We start from the raw sequence: 19,032 nt of genomic DNA on the forward strand, positions 1-19,032 counted from the left end.
CGTGACTCGCCTGCTGGTTATCGTGCCGTTGGTCTTCCTCGGGCTTTATGGACTCGTCGCGCTGATGGCCTGGGCGATGCAGGACCGGCTGATCTATCCGGCCACGCAAGATCGGGTGGAGCCGGCGCCCGGCTATCGCGCTGTCTCGCTGCAATCCTCTGACGGGCTCGCTTTGCGTGCCTTTGCCCGCGCAGCTGATCCGGGGGAGCCAACTCTGGTCTATTTTCACGGCAATGGCGGCACGCTGGCAGGCAGCATGGCTGCGAACAAGGCGTTTGCCGAAGCGGGATACGGTCTGCTGCTGGTCAATTATCGCGGTTATGGCGGCAATCCGGGGGCGCCTTCGGAGGCGGGCTTCTACCGAGACGGGCGCGCGGCGATGGAGTGGCTCTCCGCACAGGGTATTGCACCTGACGACACGATTATCGCGGCCAATTCGATCGGTGGCGGCACGGCGGTGCAGATGGCGAGCGAATATCCCGTCCGAGCGCTGATCCTGGTTGCGCCTTTCACCAGCCTTGCGAACCGCGCGCGCGAGATCGCGCCATGGCTGCCGGTGCGCTGGCTGCTGCGCGACAGCTATGACAATGCGGCGAAAGTCCCGGAGCTCGCTATGCCGGTGCTGATTCAGCATGGCACGGCAGACCCGGTCGTACCCTTCGCTCATGGTCAAGAGTTGGCAGTCTTGGTCAGGGATGTGACCTTCCAGCCGTTTGAGGGGGAGGGCCATGAGCTGACCTTTGCACCGCAATCGCAGGCTGCACGGCTGGCGTGGGTCCAAGCGCTACCGACCCGTTAAAGCTGTCCTACAGGCGGCGCGGCATGGTAGTTTCGCCGCGCTCTTTCCCATTGTCGATGCGCGCCGAGAATTCGTCCGGGCCGATCGGATTTCAGCCTTTGGACTGTGTTCCATGTGTTCCACTTGCTCAGCTTTCGGCCTGCAAAGCTGAACAAGTGCGAATCACAGCCAGCGCCAGATCCCGGCTTCCCACCCGCCGAGCGGGATATGCGCCCAGGTTGTAGCCAGCCAGATCGCGCTGCCGCCGATTAGCGGGAACAGCCCGACCGTCAGCAGCTTGCCCCAGCGCGGCCAATAGCTCGTCTTGCTTTCCCATTCGCGCCATGCCTCGCCCATCAGTACCGCCTTCTTGCGGTCCTGCAGATGCGCGCCCACCAGTGCGAGGACGAGAACCGCCAGCGCCACCACCAGGGTACGCGGTGTCGGGGCGGCTATCATATGGCTCAGCGCCCACAGTGCGAAGCCCCACATCATCGGATGGCGGGTCACCTTGAACACGCCGCCCGGTTCGGCGCGGGCAGCAGCTTCAGCGCCGGGTGCAGGCAGCGCCGGATTGCCGATGAGCGATCCGGCAAACAGGATCATCGCCAAGAGCGTCAGGATCGAGGCGACGATCCATACAGCATCGCCGAAGCCTCCCCACAGCGCCAGACCTGCGTCGACCGCGTCAAAGGCAAAGTACATCCACGCCATGCAGCCCGCGCTGACCAGCGAGTAAACTCCCAAGAAGCCGCTAATTCCGAAGGCCCGAACCATCGGTGCGCGCAGCGGGTGCGACATTGCGAAATGCGTGCCGACGAAAGCAATGCTGGCGGCAATCAGCGATGTCATTGCAGATTCCATGTCACCCTCCCACAGGTCAGGTCGCAATGAGTATCAAATCAAAACCTAATTGGCGATCATGTGCCGTTTGCTATCGAAATCAGCTCGATCTTGAACAACAGTGTCGCGCCGCCCGGGATCGGGCCCTTGCCTTGCGGGCCATATCCCTGGTCGGCTGGAACGGCGATCTCGATCGTATCACCCACGCCCATTTGCGGGATGGCCAGCTGCCAGGCTTTGATCAGCCGGCCAAGCGGGAAAGTGGCGGGCTCGCCGCGATCATATGAGCTGTCGAAAGTCGTCCCGTCGACAAAAGTGCCGGCATAGTGCACCGTCACGGTGTCGCTGACTTTCGGATGCTTGCCGGTCCCGTCCCCATCGATACGCCGCCACATGACGCCGCCCTCAAGCCCGAACCACTCGTCGCTCGCGGCCCGCTCCGCCAAGGCGATCTGCTGCGCGCTCTGCCAAGCATAGTCCTGCGAATAGTCAGGTGTTCCATCCTGCGCGAAGGCAGCAAATCCGGCAATGGCGAGGCCCGCTGCACCCAGGGCCAGCAATGTACCCTTCATCTCCGACCGGGCACTCACCAATCATAAGCCTTGGGCAAGTCGCTCTCGTCAAGGTCGAGATAGCGGTCACGCAAACGCGTCTGGTGGTTGGTAAGCGGTTGCTCGATCCCGTCGATAAAGACTTTGACTGCCGCTGAGGAGACTTCGAGCGGGTCGCCGTCCCAGATCACCACGTCGGCAGTCGCCCCCGGGGCAAGCACACCGAGCAGACCGCCGAACCCGGCGATCTCAGCGGGGACTGAAGAGATCGCGGCAAAAGCCTCGCCCCAGGTCAGCCCGTTGGCGCGCGGCACGCGCTGCAGCGACACGAGATTACCCGCAAACTGCGCGGCGTTGCGCGGCTGTTCGCCGGTTCCGCCGTCAAGCGTGCCGATTGCAACCTTGACCCCGGCATCAACCATGCGGCCGACATTGCTTTGCGTTGCCGCCAGCGATTCAAAACTGCCGGGAAGATCCTGCATCGGATCGGTGATCACCGGCACATCTGCAGCGGCGATGGTCTCCGCGACCATCCAGCCTTCAGCGGCGCCGACCAGCACCATCCGAATACGCGGATAGTCCGAGCGAAGCGCGAGCACCTGCCGGATGTCAGAGGCACGGTTGACCACGATGTAAAGCGACTGCTCACCTGAAAGTACAGCTGCAAGCGCTTCGGCATCCTGACGTGTCAACCGCGAGTCTTCCGGGACCCGGCGGCCACCAGCGATTTCGCGCGCTTCGCGCAATGCATTCGCCAGTTCGACATAGGTGGCGGTCCGGCTGCCACCTGCGATACGCGCGCCATATTCACCGAGTGCCACCATCTGGAATGCGCGCGGCTTGCTGACCATGTTCGCATCGGCGCCGAGGTCAACGACCGCGCCTTGTCCGCCGAAAATCGAGCCGGTCGGGCGCGAATAGACGCTCGCGCGGGTGACCCCGCTGGCCCGGCTTACCGCGACATGCTGAGACGATGGATTGAGAGCAGGGGCCACATCGAGAGCCGCGCCAAAGTCCGAGCTGCTCGCAGCGGCATCGTTGCTGTCGCTGACTGCGCCCACGTCCCACAGGCCAAGCGTCGTTGCCGAAGCGAAAATACCCGGTGTGACCCACTGGCCAGCGACATCGATGACAGTATCGGTCTCGAACGAGCCGACGCCGGATTGCGGCCCCGCATAGACCACCTTGCCATCGTCTATCACAACCGCGCCCTGATCGATCGGCGCGCTGCCGTCGCCTGTGGCGAGTTTGGCGTTGACGATCACCATGTCCTGCGCAGTGGCCGGACCCGCGAGAGCGGAGAGGGTGGCAATCGCAGTTGCGGCAAGCATTGTGAGACGGATCATTTCACATCTCCTTCACCGGGCTGACCAAGCTCGAAATCACTCACCGCCCTGCGTTTGGGATCGTTCGCATCATAAAGCAGAGCGCCGTCGACCCACACCTTCTCTGGCCGCGAATAAACGCTCAGAGGGTCACCGTTCCACAGCACGACATCGGCCATCTTGCCGGTTTCCAGGCTACCGGTCTGCTCGTCGATGCCCATGGCTTTTGCCGGGTTGAGCGTAATCCAGCGGATCACTTCGGCATCGGGAATGTCCATGCCGACCCGCTTGCCTGCCGCCTGTGCCTTGGCCGCTTCCTGATTGAGTCTTTGAATGCCGTTGGCATCGTCCGAATGGATGACCACGCAGGCGCCCGCCTTCCACAGGAAGGCCCCGTTCTCGGGTATGCCGTCATAGCTTTCCATCTTGAAGCCGTACCAATCGGCCCAGATGGCGCTGCAGACGTCATTCTCGCGCAGCAAGTCGCCGATCTTGTAGCTTTCGACCGCGTGGTGAAATGCGCTAACCTTGTAGCCCATCTCCTTGGCCATATCCATGACCAGCGCCATTTCGTCGGCGCGGTAGCAATGGTTGTGGACGAGGATGTCGCCGTCGAGCACACCGGCCAGAGTCTCTTTAGCCAGATCACGTTTCTCCCGGTCGCCCTCGGCATAGACCTTGGCATCGAGCCAGGTCTGCCGGTTGACCGCGAAATTGCCCATACGCGTGGAAGGCATGCGTCCGCGACCGCCATAGACGCGCTTGGGATTCTCACCGCAGGCCATCTTGAAGCCGTACGGCGCGCCGGGGAACTTCATGCCCTGGACCGTACGGCTGGGTACGTTCTTGAGCGTGGCCGAACGTCCGCCCATCAGATTGGCAGAGCCGGGAAGAATTTGCAGCGACGTAACCCCGCCATTGGCCATGGCGCGGCTGAAGCCGGGATCCTGCGGCCAGACGGAATGCTCCGCCCATACTTCGGGAGTGGTCGGGCTGGTCGCTTCATTGCCGTCCGAATGCGCATCGACCGAAGGCGAAGGATAGTCGCCCAGATGGCTATGAATGTCGATAATCCCGGGCGTGACGAATTTGCCGCTGCCGTCGACCACAGCGTAGCCATCGGTTGCAAGATTCAGCCCGACCGCTTCGACCTTGCCACCGGAGAACAACACTGTGCCCCCGGGAATGACATTGCCAGCCCCGTCGTAGACCGTCGCACCGACCAATGCAGTCGGCGTGCCGGGGTAGGCCGAATAGGTCGAGGGGAACGGCGCATCCGCTTCGGCGGCGGCATCCGCAGAACTGGCAGATTTGACCGCGCCATTTCCGCCGTCAGTAGAACAGGCGGCAAGCGCTATCGCGCCTCCCAGAATGGCAAAGGCACGATAGCGCATTGTCGGTGTCCCCTTAATCGTTCTTGGTCGCCGGATGGATGCCCGCGGCCTGTGGCTCGCCGACTTCGCTTCCACCCAACAGATCATCTCCGACATTGTCGTCGTTGAGCGTGTCGAGGTGCATGTACTTGGCTACGAACCGCGCGATCAGTACGACAAATACGCCGACTCCGATCGCGATTAGGCCAATAGTCCAGTAAACATTCAAAGCGGCTTCTCGTCCCATTTCACCGTCTTCACCGCCTGTGGCAGCACCGATGATTCCGGCAACAAAACCACCGCCAGCCGTCGCAAAGAACCAAGCCCCCATAATCAAGCTGGCAAGATGCTTGGGCGAGAGCCGGTTCATGGCAGACAATCCGACTGGGCTGAGGCACAATTCGCCAGTCGTGTGAAAGAGATAAATTCCGAACAGGAAGATGACCGGGATTTTCGCATCGATCCCGACAGTTGCTGCACCCCAAACGAGTACCAGAAATCCAAAGCCGAGCTGGACTAGCCCAAGTCCGAATTTTGCCGGAGTAGAAGGCTCAAGACCCTTTCTTCCTAGCCAAGTCCAAAGGCCAGCAAAGACAGGAGCGAGCAAGATAATGTAGATTGGATTGATTGACTGGAAGATCGGGGCGGGAACGCCTTGGAGATCGATAAACTCATTCGTGAAGAGATTCAGCGAGCCGCCTCCCTGTTCGAACAGGCCCCAGAACAGCGGTTGCAATGCGATCAAGAAGAGAGCCGCAAAAATGCGTTCGCGGGGATGCTTGTCGAGTTTAAAGGCCTCGAACAGAACATAACCGAGCAGGATCGCACCCGCGATCAACATCAGGCCGCCAACCAGCGATTGGTATTGAATCAAGACCCACATCACGGCAACGCCAACGATGCCTACGCCATATACGGTCAATTCGATGTTTTTTGCCAAGGGTTTGGCTGGCTCGCCCTTGCCCATAAGCAGCGGCTTGCCGAGTACGAAGACAATCAGTCCTGCCAGCATACCAAGCCCGGCGGCACCAAAGCCGTATTCCCAGCCTTTAACGATACCGAGATAGCCTGCGAGGATCGCGCCCACGGCGGCGCCCACGTTGATGCCCATGTAGAAAATCGTGTACGCGCCGTCGCGACGTATATCGGTCTTCGGATAAAGCTGACCGACCATCACCGAAATATTGGCTTTCAGAAAACCCGAGCCAACAATAATGAAGGCCAGCGCCAGCCAGAAGATGTTGATGGTTGGATCGCTCTGGCCGCCGGTGCCTTCGAACGCCATCAGGAAATGCCCGAAAGTCAGGAGAATGGCGCCGAACAGCACGGCCTTTCTCTGCCCAAGGTAATTGTCGGCAAGCCACCCGCCGAGCACGGGAGTGATGTACACAAGACTGATGTAAGCGCCGTAAATTACATTCGAGGAACCATTATCGAACAGCCAATGCTGCGTCAGATAGAAGATCAGCAACGCGCGCATGCCGTAGTAGGAGAACCGCTCCCACATTTCGGCAAAGAAAAGCATATAAAGGCCTTTGGGGTGGCCTCCAAATTCCGGTTCCTTGCGAGTGACCGCATAGGCCCCTCCAAGTAGGAAAAGTCCCAGAACCGCAGCCGCTATCGCGGCAATCCAGTCCGCCTCTGCCCAAAGCGCGAAATCCTTCATATGGTATCGATCCCCGAATTCTTGTCTTAAACGCCCGCATTGTAGGAGCTGTGAACGCGCGCACCCTAGCGCCTGTTTTCTTCATGTGAAGCGCTAGTTTCAGGCGAAACCAGCTTGTCGGTCAGAAAATGATCAAATGCGGGAACCTTGACGCGCCCCGCTGTATTATGGCACTGAAGCACCTCTAAGAGGACAAATGCCATGAGCAAGCCGCTATGACCCAGCAAAGCCGCCCCGTTTATCTCAAATTGCGCGATCATATCGCTGCGGCAATTATCGAGGGCGAGTATGCCGAGGGTGAAATGTTGCCGTCGGTCAGGGCTTTCGCCGCACAGCAGGGGGCAAACCCGCTGACGGTTGCCAAGGCCTATCAGCAATTCCAGACCGATGGGCTGGTGGAGGTTCTGCGCGGCGTCGGAATGTTTGTTGTACGCGGAGCAGCCGAAAAGCTGCGCCGGGCGGAACGGCTCCAGTTCGTCGAGGAGGAATGGCCGGAGATTCGCTCCCGTATGGATCGCCTCGGCATCGATCCGGCGGAACTCCTTCAGTCCGCCTAATCCTTTCACGCAACGAGCCTGATCGACACTGCGGCGAAAGATTCCCTCTTTCAAAGATTGCGTGAGACGCTGGCATCTGGCACGTAAGCAACAAGGGTCGCGTAGAAAGCTGCGTCGCAAGCAGCAGGGATCGGACGGGGTTAGAGTTTGGCCAATCGAATTGCAGCCAGCCATCCCGTGAGGAGAGGCAAATGATCAGGTCGGAACTGTTGCAGGCGCTTGCCAAGGACAACCCGGACTTGCGTGCGGACGAGATCGAACAGGTTGTCGACATATTCTTCGAGGAAATCTCTCAGCGACTGACTGAGGGCGGCCGGGTCGAATTGCGTGGCTTCGGCGCCTTTTCCACGCGGGAAAGAGATGCGCGCAAGGGGCGCAATCCGCGCACCGGAGAAACGGTCGACGTGCCGGCAAAGCGCGTGCCATATTTCAAGCCGGGCAAGGAAATGCGCGAGCGGCTGAACGAGAGCTAACGCGCTTCCCGGTTTAATTCCACCGCAGACACTTGACCGCGCACGCGCTTTGCGCTGCGAGGTCTTGCGCGTGCGGGTGTGGCGGAATGGTAGACGCCGGGGACTTAAAATCCCCTGATCCTTGATCGTGTGGGTTCGAGTCCCACCACCCGCACCATCAACATTCTCCAGTCCTGCGTACAAATCCCTAATGCGGCGGTAGGGATGTCCTGACCAAGGCTTGCTAACCCTTTGCGCCTAGTCAGCGAGGTGAGCCGGGGAATGGCAAAGGGGTCCGATGAAATGAATTTTCCGCTGCCGGAGACGGAAGGCGAAGGCATGCAGCCGGTTGATATCGAGGACCGCGCGGCACCGCGCTTCACATTGCTTATCCGTCCAGCAAAGCTGCATGTCGGCGAGTCGCAGTTCGTCTGCATCATCCGCGATATTTCCGCGACAGGTGTCAGCCTGCGCCTGTTTCACGATATCGAATGGAAGGGACCGATCACGCTCGAGCTGCAGACCGGCGACAGGCATTCGCTGGAATTCGTATGGAATCGCGCGACCGAAGTCGGGCTCCAGTTCATGGACCAGGTCGAAGTCGATAACATCATCGGACATTGCAGCCTTTACCCCAAGCGTGACCTCCGCTTCGATATCGCAATGCCGATCACATTCCAGAGCGGCGGGGTCGCGTACACTGCAAGTATCGCCAATCTTTCGCGGCAGGGCGCCTTGCTGGAATGTGACAGCAAGCTCGCAGTGAGCCAGCCCATAATGCTCGAAGCCAGAGGCTTTCCGACGATCGAGGCGCGTGTACGCTGGCGGCGCGGCAACCAGTTTGGTCTTGTGTTCGACACGACCTTTTCGTTGGCCGAACTGGCAGTGCTCATTGAACGGCTCCAGGCCGAGGGGTTTCGCACTTCGCCGGGCCAGGTATCGACGCCCGCCGGTCCGACCCCGTCTTAACCTTCTCCTAACCATTTTCCTTCACTTCCGGTTGGAGAATCTAATCGGGGGCACGGATGAGCGTTTCGCAAGCCAATGAACTGAATGTCGACGTCGCGATTGTCGGGGCGGGGCCGGCCGGCCTTACCGCCGGATACCTGCTGACCAAGCAAGGCAAATCGGTCGCGATTATCGAGAAAGACGCCACCTATGTTGGCGGCATCAGCCGGACGGTCCAGCACGAAGGCTATCGCTTCGATATCGGTGGCCATCGCTTCTTCTCGAAGAGCGCTGCCGTGGTCGATCTCTGGAACGAGATCCTGCCGGACGACTTTATCCAGCGCCCGCGAATGAGCCGCATCTATTACGAAGGCAAATTCTACAGCTATCCACTGCGGGCTTTCGAAGCCTTGTGGAACCTCGGCATCTGGCGCTCGACCGCGTGCATGGCGAGTTACCTGCGTTACAAGGCTTTCCCGCGCCGTAATGTGAAGAGCTTCGAGGACTGGACCACCAACCAGTTCGGCGAGAAACTCTATTCTATCTTCTTCAAGACCTACACTGAGAAAGTGTGGGGCATGCCATGCAATGAAATGAGCTCGGACTGGGCGGCCCAGCGGATCAAGGGCCTGAGCCTGTGGAACGCGGTGATCGACGGTCTCAAACGTTCGCTCGGATTGAACAAGCGGCCGAATGACGGGCAAGCGGTGAAGACGCTGCTCGAAACCTTCCGCTATCCGCGTCTCGGCCCGGGCATGATGTGGGAGGCCGCGCGCGACAAGATTCTTGCCAGCGGCAATGGTCAGGTTTTCATGGGCCACGGCCTCGAACAGCTTTCGGCGGACGGACAGGGCGGCTGGCGGATGACCGCCACCGGGCCCGAAGGCAAGCTGGTGGTGAAAGCGAAGCATGCGATCAGCTCGGCGCCGATGCGTGAGCTCGCCGCGCGTCTGCATCCGCTGCCCGACACGACATGGAACGCGTCGAAGCTCAAATATCGCGACTTCCTGACGGTGGCGCTGATGGTCGAAGGCGAAGACCTGTTCCCGGACAACTGGATCTACATCCATGACAGCAAAGTGAAGGTTGGCCGCGTGCAAAACTTCCGCAGCTGGTCGCCGGAAATGATCCCCGATGAGAACATGGCCTGCGTTGGTCTGGAATACTTCTGCTTCGAAGGTGACGGCCTTTGGTCAATGTCCGACGAGGACCTGGTCAAGCTGGCAACCGACGAGATGGAAATTCTCGGCCTGGTCGACCGCAAGAAGGTCAGGAGCGGGGCGGTGGTCCGGCAGGAAAAGGCTTATCCGGTCTATGACGAGGATTACGCCGCCAATGTCGAAGCAATGCGCCGCGAGCTGGAGGAAAAGCATCCGGCGCTGCATCTTGTCGGCCGCAACGGGATGCACCGCTACAACAATCAGGACCACGCGATGATGACCGCCATGTTGACGGTCGAGAATATCATCGCCGACAAACGGATCTACGACACTTGGTGCGTCAATGAGGACGCCGAGTATCACGAAACCGGTGATGAAGGGGCTGAGAAAGCCCTGCCGGCCCGCGAAACGCTGACCGAAGACCAGGCGGCTGCGCTGAGTTCGCTGCGCGAGGTTCCGGAACGTATTGCATCAGAAACCGGGGATGATGATCGCAAGGTCGCATAATCGCAGAAAGGGGCAGGCGGTGATCAATGCACTGCGCACATTGCAGGACATTCGTTTCGCGCGCTACCTCGTAGCGAGCGTCGGCGCGCTTGCGATCGATGTCGGTTGCTTTCTCCTGCTGCTGGCGGGCGGGACGCTGCCTGCACTGGCCTCGGCCATCGGCTACAGTGCCGGTATCGTGGCGCACTGGTTGCTGTCGAGCCGTACGGTGTTCACAGAAGGCGTGGCCGCTCGCGGAATGAAGCGGACTCAGCAGAAAGCCCTGTTTGTCGTCTCGGCCTTGCTCGGTCTGGGCGTGACGATTGCGATCGTCGGAGCTGCAGACTGGCTCGCCATTGACCCGCGTCCGGCAAAACTGGTCGCCATTGCAATCAGCTTTGCGCTGACCTGGCTCCTCCGCAGCAAGATTGTTTTTCGTACATCTGTCATCGGTCAGGCCTGAGATGCCAACCGACCGGCGCCTCCGCCGCTTCGAGAAGCCAAATCTGCGCATTGCGATTGTGTGGGCAGCGCTTTCAGTGCTGTTCCTTATTCTGGGATACCAGCGGATCGTGGCGGGTGAATTTCCCGACCCGGACGACGCCTTGCGGCTGGTGCAGGTGCGCGATTTGATAGCCGGGCAGGGCTGGTTTGATCTCCACCAATACCGGATCGCCCCTCCTGACGGCACCTTGATGCACTGGTCACGCCTGGTCGATATTCCGCTGGCCGCACTGATCGTGCTCCTGTCTCCGATCTTCGGGCAAGCAGCCGCTGAAGTCATCGCTTCCGTGGCGGTTCCGCTGCTGACGCTCGGCGTAGTGCTCTTGGCAATCGGCCGCCTTGCTTGGCGGCTATTCGATATTCGCGTGGCGACTTTTGCCTGCCTCGCGTGCGGGTTGCTCGGCCCGCTGGTGTTTCAGTTGCAACCCATGCGGATCGACCATCACGGCTGGCAGATCGCCTCGACCGCCTTGGCGCTATGGGCTCTCGCCGGTCGCAACGCGGTGCTGGGCGGGGCGCTGGCGGGTCTTGCACTTGCCGCAGGGGCAACGATTTCGCTCGAAATCCTGCCGGTTGCGGCTGCCTTCGGCGGCGTATTGCTGCTGCGGTGGATTCGCGACTATCACCAACGCTGGTGGCTGGTCGCCTTCATGCAGGCGTTCGCGCTGGGGCAGGTTGGCTTGTTCCTCCTGACTCGCGGCGTCACCGATCTGGCGCAACATTGCGATGCATTGTCGCCTGCACATCTCGGTTTTTTCGTCGTCACAGCGCTGGCCACAGGATTCATCGCTGTGCTTCCGCGTTTGCCGGCATTGGTGCTGCTTGGTTTCTTTTCAGCCGCCGCCCTGGCCGCAGCGGGCTTCTTCGCGGTGAGCTCACCCGACTGCCTGCAGACACCGTTCGGCGCGCTCGATCCGGTGGTGTATGATTTCTGGTATCGCAACATCGCTGAAGGCCGGCCGCTGTGGGAACAGGATCTTTTCGCCGCGCTCCCGGTCCTGTTCCAGCTGCTCGTCGGGCTCATCGCCACGCTGATGATCCGCGCCCGCTCGCGCGACTGGCTGGCTGGCTGGTGGAGCGATTATGCCGTGCTGCTGATAGCCATGATTGCGCTGTCAATTTTCGTCTGGCGCTCCGCCGCTTTCACAGCTGTGATCGCTACTGTTCCGCTGGGCTGGTTGATTGCGCAATGGCTCGACCGGCTGCGCAAGACAGAGAGCCTGCGGGACAAATTGGTATTGGCGTCGGGCATCTTCATTGTTCTGCTGCCGTCAGCCCCGCTGCGCGCCGTGCAGTCCGTATTGCCGCGCACTGAAATGCCCGTACCCGTTCGGCAGTCGCAATGTGATGTGACAACTCAGACAGCCAAGCTGGCAGGTTTGCCAAAGGGAGTCATTTTCGCGCCGTTCGACATTGGCCCTGCCATCCTGCTCGAAAGCCGGCATGCAGTCGTCGCGACCAGTCACCACCGTGCGCAGAATGCCATGCGCGACGTGATCCTTGCCTTTACAGCGCCCTCTGCCGAAGCCCGCCAGATCGTCACCGATCATGGCGCAGATTATGTCGTGCTGTGCACCGATCTCGCCGAGCCGCGCATTCTTGCTGCCGCCAATTCTGACGGCCTGATGGCGCAGTTGATGCAAGGGAAGCCGCCGGAATGGCTCGTTCCGGTCGATATGGACGGCCCTGAAAGTTTCAGGGTGTGGCGGTTGAGTCCAGTGCCTAAGCCGGAATGAAGTCCATCGCCGCACCGTTCATGCAATAGCGTTTGCCGGTGGGGCGAGGGCCGTCGTTGAACACGTGGCCGAGATGCCCGCCGCAGTCTGCGCACAGCACTTCCGTCCGCGGATATCCCAGCTTGTAATCGGTGTCGGTCGCGATCCCGCTGGCTAGTGGTTTCCAGAAGCTGGGCCAGCCGGTGCCGCTTTCGAACTTGGTGCTCGATGAGTAGAGCCGGTTTTGGCAGCCAGCGCAGACATATGTGCCCGTGCGCTTTTCCTTGTTGAGCGGCGAACTGTAAGGCCGCTCGGTCCCGGCCTGGCGCAGAATACGGTACTCGGCGCCCGTCAGACGGCGCTTCCATTCTGCATCGCTACGCGAAACCGGCCAGCTTTTCGCTTCGGCAGGCGAACTGCCGCACGCGGCAAGAACCGGCAGTGCGCAGCCAGCACCAAGCCAGCCCAGAATGGAACGGCGGTCTTGCGGGTTGAAATGGCTCATGATCGGGTCCTTTCGCGCTGCGCTTCTCTACCCGTATATACGGATGCGCGGCGCAAAAGGTTTCACTCAGGCCAGATCAGAACTCGGTGACTTCGACCTCGAGTTTGCGGAAGCCATGGACAAAATTCGCCCGCACTCTTTCTATGTCGCCCGCGACATGCACGCGCATCCGGCGCTTGTGCAGTTCCTCGAGCAAGACGCGCAGCTGCAATTCGGCTAGCCGCGCACCGACACACCGGTGAATCCCATAGCCGAAAGCGATGTGCCGCCGCGCATTCTCGCGCGTGATATCGAGCTTGTCGGGATTCTCGAAGACCTCTTCGTCCCGATTGGCCGAGAGATACCACAGGACGACCTTGTCGCCTTTCTTGATCTGCTGGCCGAAAACCTCTGTGTCTTCCGTGCAGGTGCGGCGCATATGGGCCAGCGGGGTCTGCATGCGCAGGATTTCCTGCACAGCATTGGGAATGAGCTCGGGCTGCTGTTCGAACAGCTTGCGCTGGTCGGGGTTCTTGTCGAGTTGGTAGATGATCCCGCTCATCGAATTGCGCGTGGTGTCGTTGCCGCCAACGATCAGCAGCACCAGATTGCCCATGAATTCCTCTGGCCGCATCTGGTTCATCGCTTCCGAGTGAAGCATCATGGAGATGAGATCGTCACCCGGCTCCTTGTCGTGCGTCCGCTCGACCCACAGCGACTGGAAATAGGCGCCCATTTCGTGGAGAAAGCTCCAGCGCATCTCATCGAGTTCGCGCACGGTCGCAAGCTCGGTATCGCCCGACCAGTCGGACCAGAATGTCAACAGATGGCGGTCTTCCCAGGGGAAGCCGAACAGCAGGGCCAGCATCCCGGTGGTCAGTTCGATCGAGACCTTGTCGACCCAGTCGAACACTTCGCCGCGCGGCAGGCTGTCGAGCAATTCGCCGGTGCGCTGGCGAATGTCGCCTTCCATTTCCTTCATGCCGCTCGGTGTGAACTTGGGCGCGACCGTGCGGCGCTGACCGGTGTGCTGCGGCCGGTCCATGGCGATGAACATCGGTAGCTCGCGCCGGTCGACACCGCTTTCCGCAAGTTCTTCTTCCGTCAGGCGATTGAGGATTGTGATCCCGCCATATTCCCAGCTGGACGAGAATGTCTCTGGCAGGGCTTCGATGTGCTGGATCGCCTTGTGTCCGACAACCGCCCAATAGGGGCCGAACGGGCTTTCCGGAATGTAATGGAGTGGGCCAGCCTGGCGCATTTCCCGGAAGATGGGATGCCACGTGTTGTCCGCATAGATATCGCTTCGGCTCACATCCCACTTGTGTGGATGGTCCAGCCGCTGCTCGGGATGCTCTTCAAAATGCTTTTTGAGCGCGTCGTAAGCACTCGGTTCGCTGCGGCATTCCGGGCGTTGCGGGGCGATCGTGGCCATACTTTCTCTCTCCTTGGTCGCTCCCGCTTGTGCCAGGGAGTCGACGGGCAACATCCTGCCCTTACTTACCACAATGTCAATAGTGGGTTGCTATTTGCGACTGATCTTTGCGTCGGGGCGAAAGGATGATGCGTCTCAGGCGTCCGCGGCGGCTTTGCGCCTCAACAGGCCGCGCCTCTTCTTTGCGCCGCGCGGCCCCGATTGCATGACCTTGCGGCGGAACAGAGATGCGCCTGCACGGACGAAAATCGAAACCCACAGCACTTGCCAGCCAAGTGCGGCGGCATGCCACCAGAGCGTGCTCTCCTGCGCTGCCCTGGCCACCATCGCGAAGGGCGAGCTAAGAGGGAAGATAACCGCGAACAGTTCAACCGGTGAACCAATGTCCCGCATGGCGAAAGTGACGAGAAAGAATACCACCAGTTGCAGAATGGTGGCCGGCATGGACATTGTCTGCACATCGCGCACGGTGGGCGCCAGCGAGCCGACTGCAAGAAAGATCGATCCGATCAGCAAATAGGCCATAGAGAAATAGATCAGGAAGAGGGCGACGAAGAGCGGCCAGCCAACGCCCGGCTCAGGCATCGGCGGGAGCGATTCACCACCAGCCAGCAATATCGTCCCGATCACGCTGCCCCAGACCGTAATCCCGACAAAGCTGATGCCCAGCATCGCAAACAGCTTGCCGAGGAACACGGCGTCCATCGGAATGGCGGCGGCCAGCACTTCGATAATCTTGTTGCCCTTCTCCTCCACCAGATTGGAAAGCACCATGCCGGCCAACAGCATCGTCAGCAGGAACAGCAGAGTAATGGAAGCTGTTGCCACGGAGGCTTTGTTGCTGCGTTGGCTCGCGACGCTGCTGACTGTAGGGTCTAGCGCAACCTCCGGATAGACCGCGCCATTGTCAGCGAGCGCCCGTGCTGCGATCAGCGCAACTTCTCCGCGCCAGTTCTCGATCCGCTCATCCGGTCCTGTGAGCTTTGGTGCGTTGAGCGACCCTGTCAGGACAGCGGCGATGTTGCTCTCGCTGCCGCTGAGCAGCTCTTCGGTAGGGGTGGTGAAAAAGTCTGGTCCGGTCACGAGATCCGGCAACCGGGTCAGCTCAGCCAGTTCTGCATGGGCCGCGATAAAGGCTTCGCTGTCGGGTCCGCTCATGGCGACCGCCAGTTTGGGCGGATCGGCATTCTCAACCGATGCAGCGCCAAGCATACCGCCCGCGCCGATCATGCCGATGAAGAACAGCGGGCCGAGTAGGAAAAAGAAGAAAGCCTTGCTGAACAAGACGGCGGTGAAATCCCGCCGCGCGACAACGAAAGCCGCCTGCCAGATGGAAAGGCGTGATTTTGCGCCGGCCGTCACCGTCATTGTCCGTCCTCCATCGTTCCGTCTTCCAGCGCGCGCGCTGCGGCTTCACCTGCAATGTGGACAAACGCATCGTGCAGTCCGGCACGTTCGATCGACAGTGTCTGGATGCCGGCCTTCCCTTCGATCAACACCTTGAGCAGGCTTTCGATACCGGTTTCCGGCAGCGGGAAATGAAAGAAGTCGCCTTCGCGCCGTGCATCTTCAGGTAATGCCTTGAGCCAAGCGCCTTCGCGCGAACGCGTTTCCAGCCGGACTTGTGCTGGGATGCGGTCCCGCGCTGCTTCGACAGACCCGGCATAGGGCACTTTGCCCCCGGCGATGATTGCCACGCCTTCGCACAATCGTTCGGCGTGATGGATCACGTGGGTCGAAAAAATCACCGTGGTGCCGGCGTCTGCGAGATCGCGGATCATGCGTTCTAGCTTGCCCTGGTTGATCGCGTCGAGACCGCTGAACGGTTCGTCGAGTACAACCAGTTTTGGGCGGTGCACCAGCGTACCGAGCAATTGCACAGTCTGTGCCTGCCCCTTGGACATCTGACGGATTTGACGCTCGATGGCGAATTCCATGCCGTGGTTGATCAACAGCTCGCGCCCGCGTTCGCGCCCTTCGGCGAGCGTCAATCCGCGCAATGCGCCCATGAATGCAATCGCTTCGACGCCTTTCATGGCCGGATACAGCCCGCGCTCCTCCGGCAGGTAACCGATCAATTGAGCAATTTCGTGCGGATTGTCCTGGCCGAAGACGCGGCGCACGCCTTCATCCGGGTCGATTATCCCGAGCAACATCCGCAGCGTGGTTGTCTTGCCCGCACCGTTGGGACCGAGAATGCCATAGATCGCGCCCTGCCGGACCGAGATATCGACTCCGTCGACCGCCAGCGTTCCGCTGAATCGCTTGACCAGCCCGCGCGCTTCGATTGCGAGCGGCTCGGTCGGGTCGCGATTGGGTACTGCGTTCTCTTGCGCAGCATTGTTTTGCGAGGGGCTTTGGCTTAGCGGCATGTCCATGCCTGCCGGTTAACCTTGGCATGTGAACGGGAGCAACCCCAAGCTTGGTTAATTTGTCGCTCATCGATGCGCTTAAGCAGGATTTGAAGGCCGAAGCCGCCCGGTTGGGCTTCGCTTCGATCGGCTTTGCTCCTGCCGCCGATGATCCGCAGCGCGCGGAACGCCTGACGCAATGGCTGGAAGCCGGGCACCATGGTTCGATGCAATGGATGGAGGACCGCGCCGACGTGCGGCAGGGTCCGCAATCGATGTGGCCAGAGGCGCAGAGCGTGATCGCGCTGGGAATGAGCTACGCGCCGGAACACGATCCGCTGGCGCTTGAAGCGGAGCCGGAGAAAGCGCGCATCTCCGTTTATGCGCAAGGCCGTGATTATCATGATACGGTCAAGAAAGCGCTCAAAGCGCTTGCTCGCTGGCTGGTGGCGGAGGCTGGCAAGCGTGGGCTGGAAGAGCCCGCGTTGAAAGTTTTCGTCGACACCGCGCCGGTAATGGAAAAACCCCTCGGTGAGGCGGCGGGGCTCGGCTGGCAGGGCAAGCACTCGAACCTTGTCAGCCGCGATCATGGCAGCTGGTTGTTCCTGGGGGCGATATACACCACGCTCACATTCAAGCCTGACGAGCCCCATGAAGATCGATGCGGGTCGTGCACCGCGTGCCAGACCGCTTGCCCGACCGATGCCTTTCCGCAGCCCTATGTGGTCGATGCACGGCGATGTATTTCGTACCTGACCATCGAGCACAAGGGCCCGATCCCGGAGGAATTTCGCGCGCCGATGGGTAACCGCATCTACGGTTGCGACGATTGTCTGGCGGTATGCCCATGGAACAAATTTGCCGAGACAGCCGCGCGCCACAAGGCGTTCGCACCGCGCGAAGACCTGGTCGCGCCCGACATTGCCGATCTCCTGACGCTCGACGATGCCGGCTTTCGGCAAAAATTCTCCGGTTCTCCGATCAAGCGGATCGGCCGCGACCGGTTCGTGCGCAACTGTCTGATTGCTGCTGGAAACAGCGATGCGCCGGAATTGCTCCCATCGGTGACACAGTTATGCGACGATCCCGACCCGGTTGTGGCGGAAGCTGCCCGGTGGGCACGCCGCAGGCTTACAACAGCTCTTTGAGCGGTATCTCGGGATTGGCCAGGGCTTCGCGGTCGGGTGCCATCCTGGCTTCGACCAACTTGCGGCCCTGCACATAGTCCTTAGTGCTGTTGACACAGTCGAGCGCGATCACCCGCCCTTCCTTCAGGTAGATCACTGAAAATTTCCGCTCTGCCGGATCGCCGCGCAAGACGGTTTCGTCGTGATCGATGGAAAGTCCGGCGGTCTGAAGTCTGAGATCATACTGGTTCGACCAGAACCAGGGAAACGCGCGATAGGGCTGCTTGTCGCCGCAGATTGCCTTGGCAGCGGTGGCAGCCATATCGTGGGCGTTCTGAACCGACTCGACGCGAATGATCGCACCATCGGCCCAATCATTGGCATGCGCTGCGCAGTCGCCAATGGCATAGATATCATCGAGCACGGTGCGGCAATACTGGTCGACATCCACCCCGTTCGAGCCGCTTGCTCCGGCAGCGATAAGCGGGCCGACCGACGGAATGATGCCTATGCCGACAACCACCATTTCGGCCTCGATCGCAGTGCCATCGGCCAGGACCACGCGTTCAACCTTGCCATCGTCGCCCTCAAGGCGTTCGACCTGGGCCTCAAGACGAACATCTACCCCCTGCCGCCGGTGCTCGTCCAGATAGAACTGCGAAAGCTCGGGACCGGCCACGCGCGCAAGCAACCGCGGCAAAGCTTCCACCAGAACGACTTCACGCCCGAGTTTGCGCAGCACAGCCGCCGCTTCAAGCCCGATATAGCCCCCGCCGACCACGACGATTTTCTGCACGCCGCCGTCGAGCTCGGCCTGTATCCGGTCGACGTCGGAGCGTGTCCGCACGGTATGGATTCCGCCGAGATCTGCACCGCTGCAGGAAAGCCGCCGCGCATCGCCACCGGTCGCCCAGATCAGCTTGCGATACGATATCTTGCTATCGTCACCCAGCGTCAGAATGTGTCCCGCCGGGTCGATTTCGGCCACATTGGTCCCGGGCATCAGTGTGATGCCCTTGTCTGCCCAGAACTTTTCCGGGCGGATCTGGATGCGCTCAAACGGCTTTTCGCCGGAGAGATATTCCTTCGACAGCGGCGGGCGCTCGTAAGGCAATTCGCGTTCACGGCCAATCAGCGCGATAGATCCGTCCAGGCCATTCTGCCTTAGCGCGATAGCTGCCTGTGCGCCGCCATGTCCCGCGCCCACGATGATGGTGTCGAAATGCTCCATACGCGTGCGAATTGGCGCAAATTCGCTTGCGGTCAAGCGGTGCGCG

At 60.6% G+C, this 19,032-nt stretch carries 18 protein-coding genes and 1 tRNA gene; 9 read left to right on the plus strand and 10 right to left on the minus strand.

Going from position 1 to position 19,032, the window contains the following annotated elements; genetic code table 11:
* Position 1 precedes the first annotated feature (1 nt).
* The gene (locus E0502_RS06765) at positions 2-799 is read left to right on the plus strand and encodes an alpha/beta hydrolase (protein WP_161593717.1); all 798 of its coding nucleotides are present in this window, start codon (positions 2-4) and stop codon (positions 797-799) included.
* 162 nt (positions 800-961) lie between these two features.
* Here E0502_RS06765 and E0502_RS06770 read toward each other — a convergent pair whose 3' ends face one another.
* The 5 genes from E0502_RS06770 to E0502_RS06790 are packed head-to-tail and all read right to left on the minus strand — an operon-like array spanning position 962 to position 6,536.
* Complete coding sequence (locus E0502_RS06770) at positions 962-1,642, minus strand: NnrU family protein (RefSeq protein ID WP_137677140.1); 681 nt, start codon at positions 1,640-1,642, stop codon at positions 962-964.
* 56 nt (positions 1,643-1,698) lie between these two features.
* Positions 1,699-2,193 (minus strand): FKBP-type peptidyl-prolyl cis-trans isomerase, encoded by a 495-nt coding sequence (locus tag E0502_RS06775; protein WP_137677141.1) that lies wholly within the window; start codon positions 2,191-2,193, stop codon positions 1,699-1,701.
* Positions 2,194-2,207: 14 nt separating this feature from the next.
* Positions 2,208-3,518: an amidohydrolase family protein gene (locus E0502_RS06780; RefSeq protein ID WP_137677142.1), complete on the minus strand. Its 1,311-nt coding sequence runs from the start codon at positions 3,516-3,518 to the stop codon at positions 2,208-2,210.
* On the minus strand, positions 3,515-4,891 hold the full coding sequence (locus E0502_RS06785; protein WP_137677143.1) for an amidohydrolase: 1,377 nt from the start codon (positions 4,889-4,891) through the stop codon (positions 3,515-3,517). Before E0502_RS06785 ends, E0502_RS06780 begins: the two co-directional genes overlap by 4 nt.
* Before the next feature lie 13 nt (positions 4,892-4,904).
* Positions 4,905-6,536, minus strand: a complete 1,632-nt coding sequence (locus E0502_RS06790; RefSeq protein ID WP_137677144.1) for a peptide MFS transporter — start codon at positions 6,534-6,536, stop codon at positions 4,905-4,907.
* 215 nt (positions 6,537-6,751) lie between these two features.
* Here E0502_RS06790 and E0502_RS06795 point away from each other — a divergent pair, with 215 nt between their 5' ends.
* The 7 genes from E0502_RS06795 (at position 6,752) to E0502_RS06825 (ending at position 12,379) form a co-directional block, all read left to right on the plus strand.
* On the plus strand, positions 6,752-7,093 hold the full coding sequence (locus tag E0502_RS06795) for a GntR family transcriptional regulator (protein ID WP_137677145.1): 342 nt from the start codon (positions 6,752-6,754) through the stop codon (positions 7,091-7,093).
* A 191-nt stretch (positions 7,094-7,284) separates the two neighbouring features.
* The gene (locus tag E0502_RS06800) at positions 7,285-7,566 is read left to right on the plus strand and encodes an integration host factor subunit beta (protein WP_137677146.1); all 282 of its coding nucleotides are present in this window, start codon (positions 7,285-7,287) and stop codon (positions 7,564-7,566) included.
* A gap of 72 nt (positions 7,567-7,638) precedes the next feature.
* Positions 7,639-7,723: transfer RNA gene (locus E0502_RS06805), tRNA-Leu, on the plus strand.
* A 125-nt stretch (positions 7,724-7,848) separates the two neighbouring features.
* Positions 7,849-8,514 (plus strand): PilZ domain-containing protein, encoded by a 666-nt coding sequence (locus E0502_RS06810; protein WP_161593718.1) that lies wholly within the window; start codon positions 7,849-7,851, stop codon positions 8,512-8,514.
* Positions 8,515-8,570: 56 nt separating this feature from the next.
* The gene (locus E0502_RS06815; protein ID WP_137677148.1) at positions 8,571-10,160 is read left to right on the plus strand and encodes an NAD(P)/FAD-dependent oxidoreductase; all 1,590 of its coding nucleotides are present in this window, start codon (positions 8,571-8,573) and stop codon (positions 10,158-10,160) included.
* Between the two features lie 19 nt (positions 10,161-10,179).
* Positions 10,180-10,602: a GtrA family protein gene (locus E0502_RS06820; RefSeq protein WP_240048893.1), complete on the plus strand. Its 423-nt coding sequence runs from the start codon at positions 10,180-10,182 to the stop codon at positions 10,600-10,602.
* Complete coding sequence (locus tag E0502_RS06825) at positions 10,568-12,379, plus strand: hypothetical protein (RefSeq protein ID WP_240048894.1); 1,812 nt, start codon at positions 10,568-10,570, stop codon at positions 12,377-12,379. The genes E0502_RS06820 and E0502_RS06825 overlap by 35 nt, the downstream gene beginning before the upstream one ends.
* On the opposite strand, the gene msrB is transcribed toward E0502_RS06825, so the two are convergent.
* The 4 genes from msrB to E0502_RS06845 all read right to left on the minus strand — a co-directional run bounded on the left by msrB (position 12,366) and on the right by E0502_RS06845 (position 16,655).
* Positions 12,366-12,863, minus strand: coding sequence for a peptide-methionine (R)-S-oxide reductase MsrB (gene msrB, locus E0502_RS06830; RefSeq protein ID WP_137677150.1), 498 nt, complete (start codon positions 12,861-12,863; stop codon positions 12,366-12,368). The two genes, E0502_RS06825 and msrB, sit on opposite strands and share 14 nt — an antisense overlap.
* Positions 12,864-12,939: 76 nt before the next feature.
* A complete protein-coding gene (locus E0502_RS06835) occupies positions 12,940-14,277 on the minus strand; it encodes a cytochrome P450 (protein ID WP_137677151.1) in 1,338 nt (445 codons plus the stop codon).
* A gap of 135 nt (positions 14,278-14,412) precedes the next feature.
* Positions 14,413-15,645, minus strand: coding sequence for an ABC transporter permease (locus E0502_RS06840; protein WP_137677152.1), 1,233 nt, complete (start codon positions 15,643-15,645; stop codon positions 14,413-14,415).
* Positions 15,642-16,655 carry an ABC transporter ATP-binding protein gene (locus tag E0502_RS06845; RefSeq protein ID WP_137677153.1) on the minus strand — a complete coding sequence of 338 codons (1,014 nt, stop codon included), beginning with the start codon at positions 16,653-16,655 and terminating at the stop codon, positions 15,642-15,644. The genes E0502_RS06840 and E0502_RS06845 overlap by 4 nt, the downstream gene beginning before the upstream one ends.
* A 44-nt stretch (positions 16,656-16,699) precedes the next feature.
* On the opposite strand from E0502_RS06845, the gene queG reads away from it, so the two are divergent.
* Positions 16,700-17,776, plus strand: coding sequence for a tRNA epoxyqueuosine(34) reductase QueG (queG, locus tag E0502_RS06850; RefSeq protein ID WP_137677154.1), 1,077 nt, complete (start codon positions 16,700-16,702; stop codon positions 17,774-17,776).
* Here queG and E0502_RS06855 read toward each other — a convergent pair.
* Positions 17,760-18,986 carry an NAD(P)/FAD-dependent oxidoreductase gene (locus E0502_RS06855; protein WP_137677571.1) on the minus strand — a complete coding sequence of 409 codons (1,227 nt, stop codon included), beginning with the start codon at positions 18,984-18,986 and terminating at the stop codon, positions 17,760-17,762. The genes queG and E0502_RS06855 overlap by 17 nt on opposite strands.
* Between the last annotated feature and the right edge of the window lie 46 nt (positions 18,987-19,032).

Origin of the sequence: Parerythrobacter lutipelagi (genome assembly GCF_005434975.1) — a bacterium.
GTDB lineage: Bacteria > Pseudomonadota > Alphaproteobacteria > Sphingomonadales > Sphingomonadaceae > Parerythrobacter_A > Parerythrobacter_A lutipelagi.

Excerpts from the sequence above, each read along its gene's own strand:
- E0502_RS06770 (WP_137677140.1), bottom strand. The coding sequence starts at position 1,642 with ATGGAATCTGCAATGACATCGCTGATTGCCGCCAGCATTGCTTTCGTC.
- E0502_RS06775 (WP_137677141.1), bottom strand. The coding sequence starts at position 2,193 with ATGAAGGGTACATTGCTGGCCCTGGGTGCAGCGGGCCTCGCCATTGCC.
- E0502_RS06780 (WP_137677142.1), bottom strand. The coding sequence starts at position 3,518 with ATGATCCGTCTCACAATGCTTGCCGCAACTGCGATTGCCACCCTCTCC.
- E0502_RS06785 (WP_137677143.1), bottom strand. The coding sequence starts at position 4,891 with ATGCGCTATCGTGCCTTTGCCATTCTGGGAGGCGCGATAGCGCTTGCC.
- E0502_RS06790 (WP_137677144.1), bottom strand. The coding sequence starts at position 6,536 with ATGAAGGATTTCGCGCTTTGGGCAGAGGCGGACTGGATTGCCGCGATA.
- E0502_RS06795 (WP_137677145.1), top strand. The coding sequence starts at position 6,752 with ATGACCCAGCAAAGCCGCCCCGTTTATCTCAAATTGCGCGATCATATC.
- E0502_RS06800 (WP_137677146.1), top strand. The coding sequence starts at position 7,285 with ATGATCAGGTCGGAACTGTTGCAGGCGCTTGCCAAGGACAACCCGGAC.
- E0502_RS06810 (WP_161593718.1), top strand. The coding sequence starts at position 7,849 with ATGAATTTTCCGCTGCCGGAGACGGAAGGCGAAGGCATGCAGCCGGTT.
- E0502_RS06815 (WP_137677148.1), top strand. The coding sequence starts at position 8,571 with ATGAGCGTTTCGCAAGCCAATGAACTGAATGTCGACGTCGCGATTGTC.
- msrB (WP_137677150.1), bottom strand. The coding sequence starts at position 12,863 with ATGAGCCATTTCAACCCGCAAGACCGCCGTTCCATTCTGGGCTGGCTT.
- E0502_RS06835 (WP_137677151.1), bottom strand. The coding sequence starts at position 14,277 with ATGGCCACGATCGCCCCGCAACGCCCGGAATGCCGCAGCGAACCGAGT.
- E0502_RS06840 (WP_137677152.1), bottom strand. The coding sequence starts at position 15,645 with ATGACGGTGACGGCCGGCGCAAAATCACGCCTTTCCATCTGGCAGGCG.
- E0502_RS06845 (WP_137677153.1), bottom strand. The coding sequence starts at position 16,655 with ATGGACATGCCGCTAAGCCAAAGCCCCTCGCAAAACAATGCTGCGCAA.
- E0502_RS06855 (WP_137677571.1), bottom strand. The coding sequence starts at position 18,986 with ATGGAGCATTTCGACACCATCATCGTGGGCGCGGGACATGGCGGCGCA.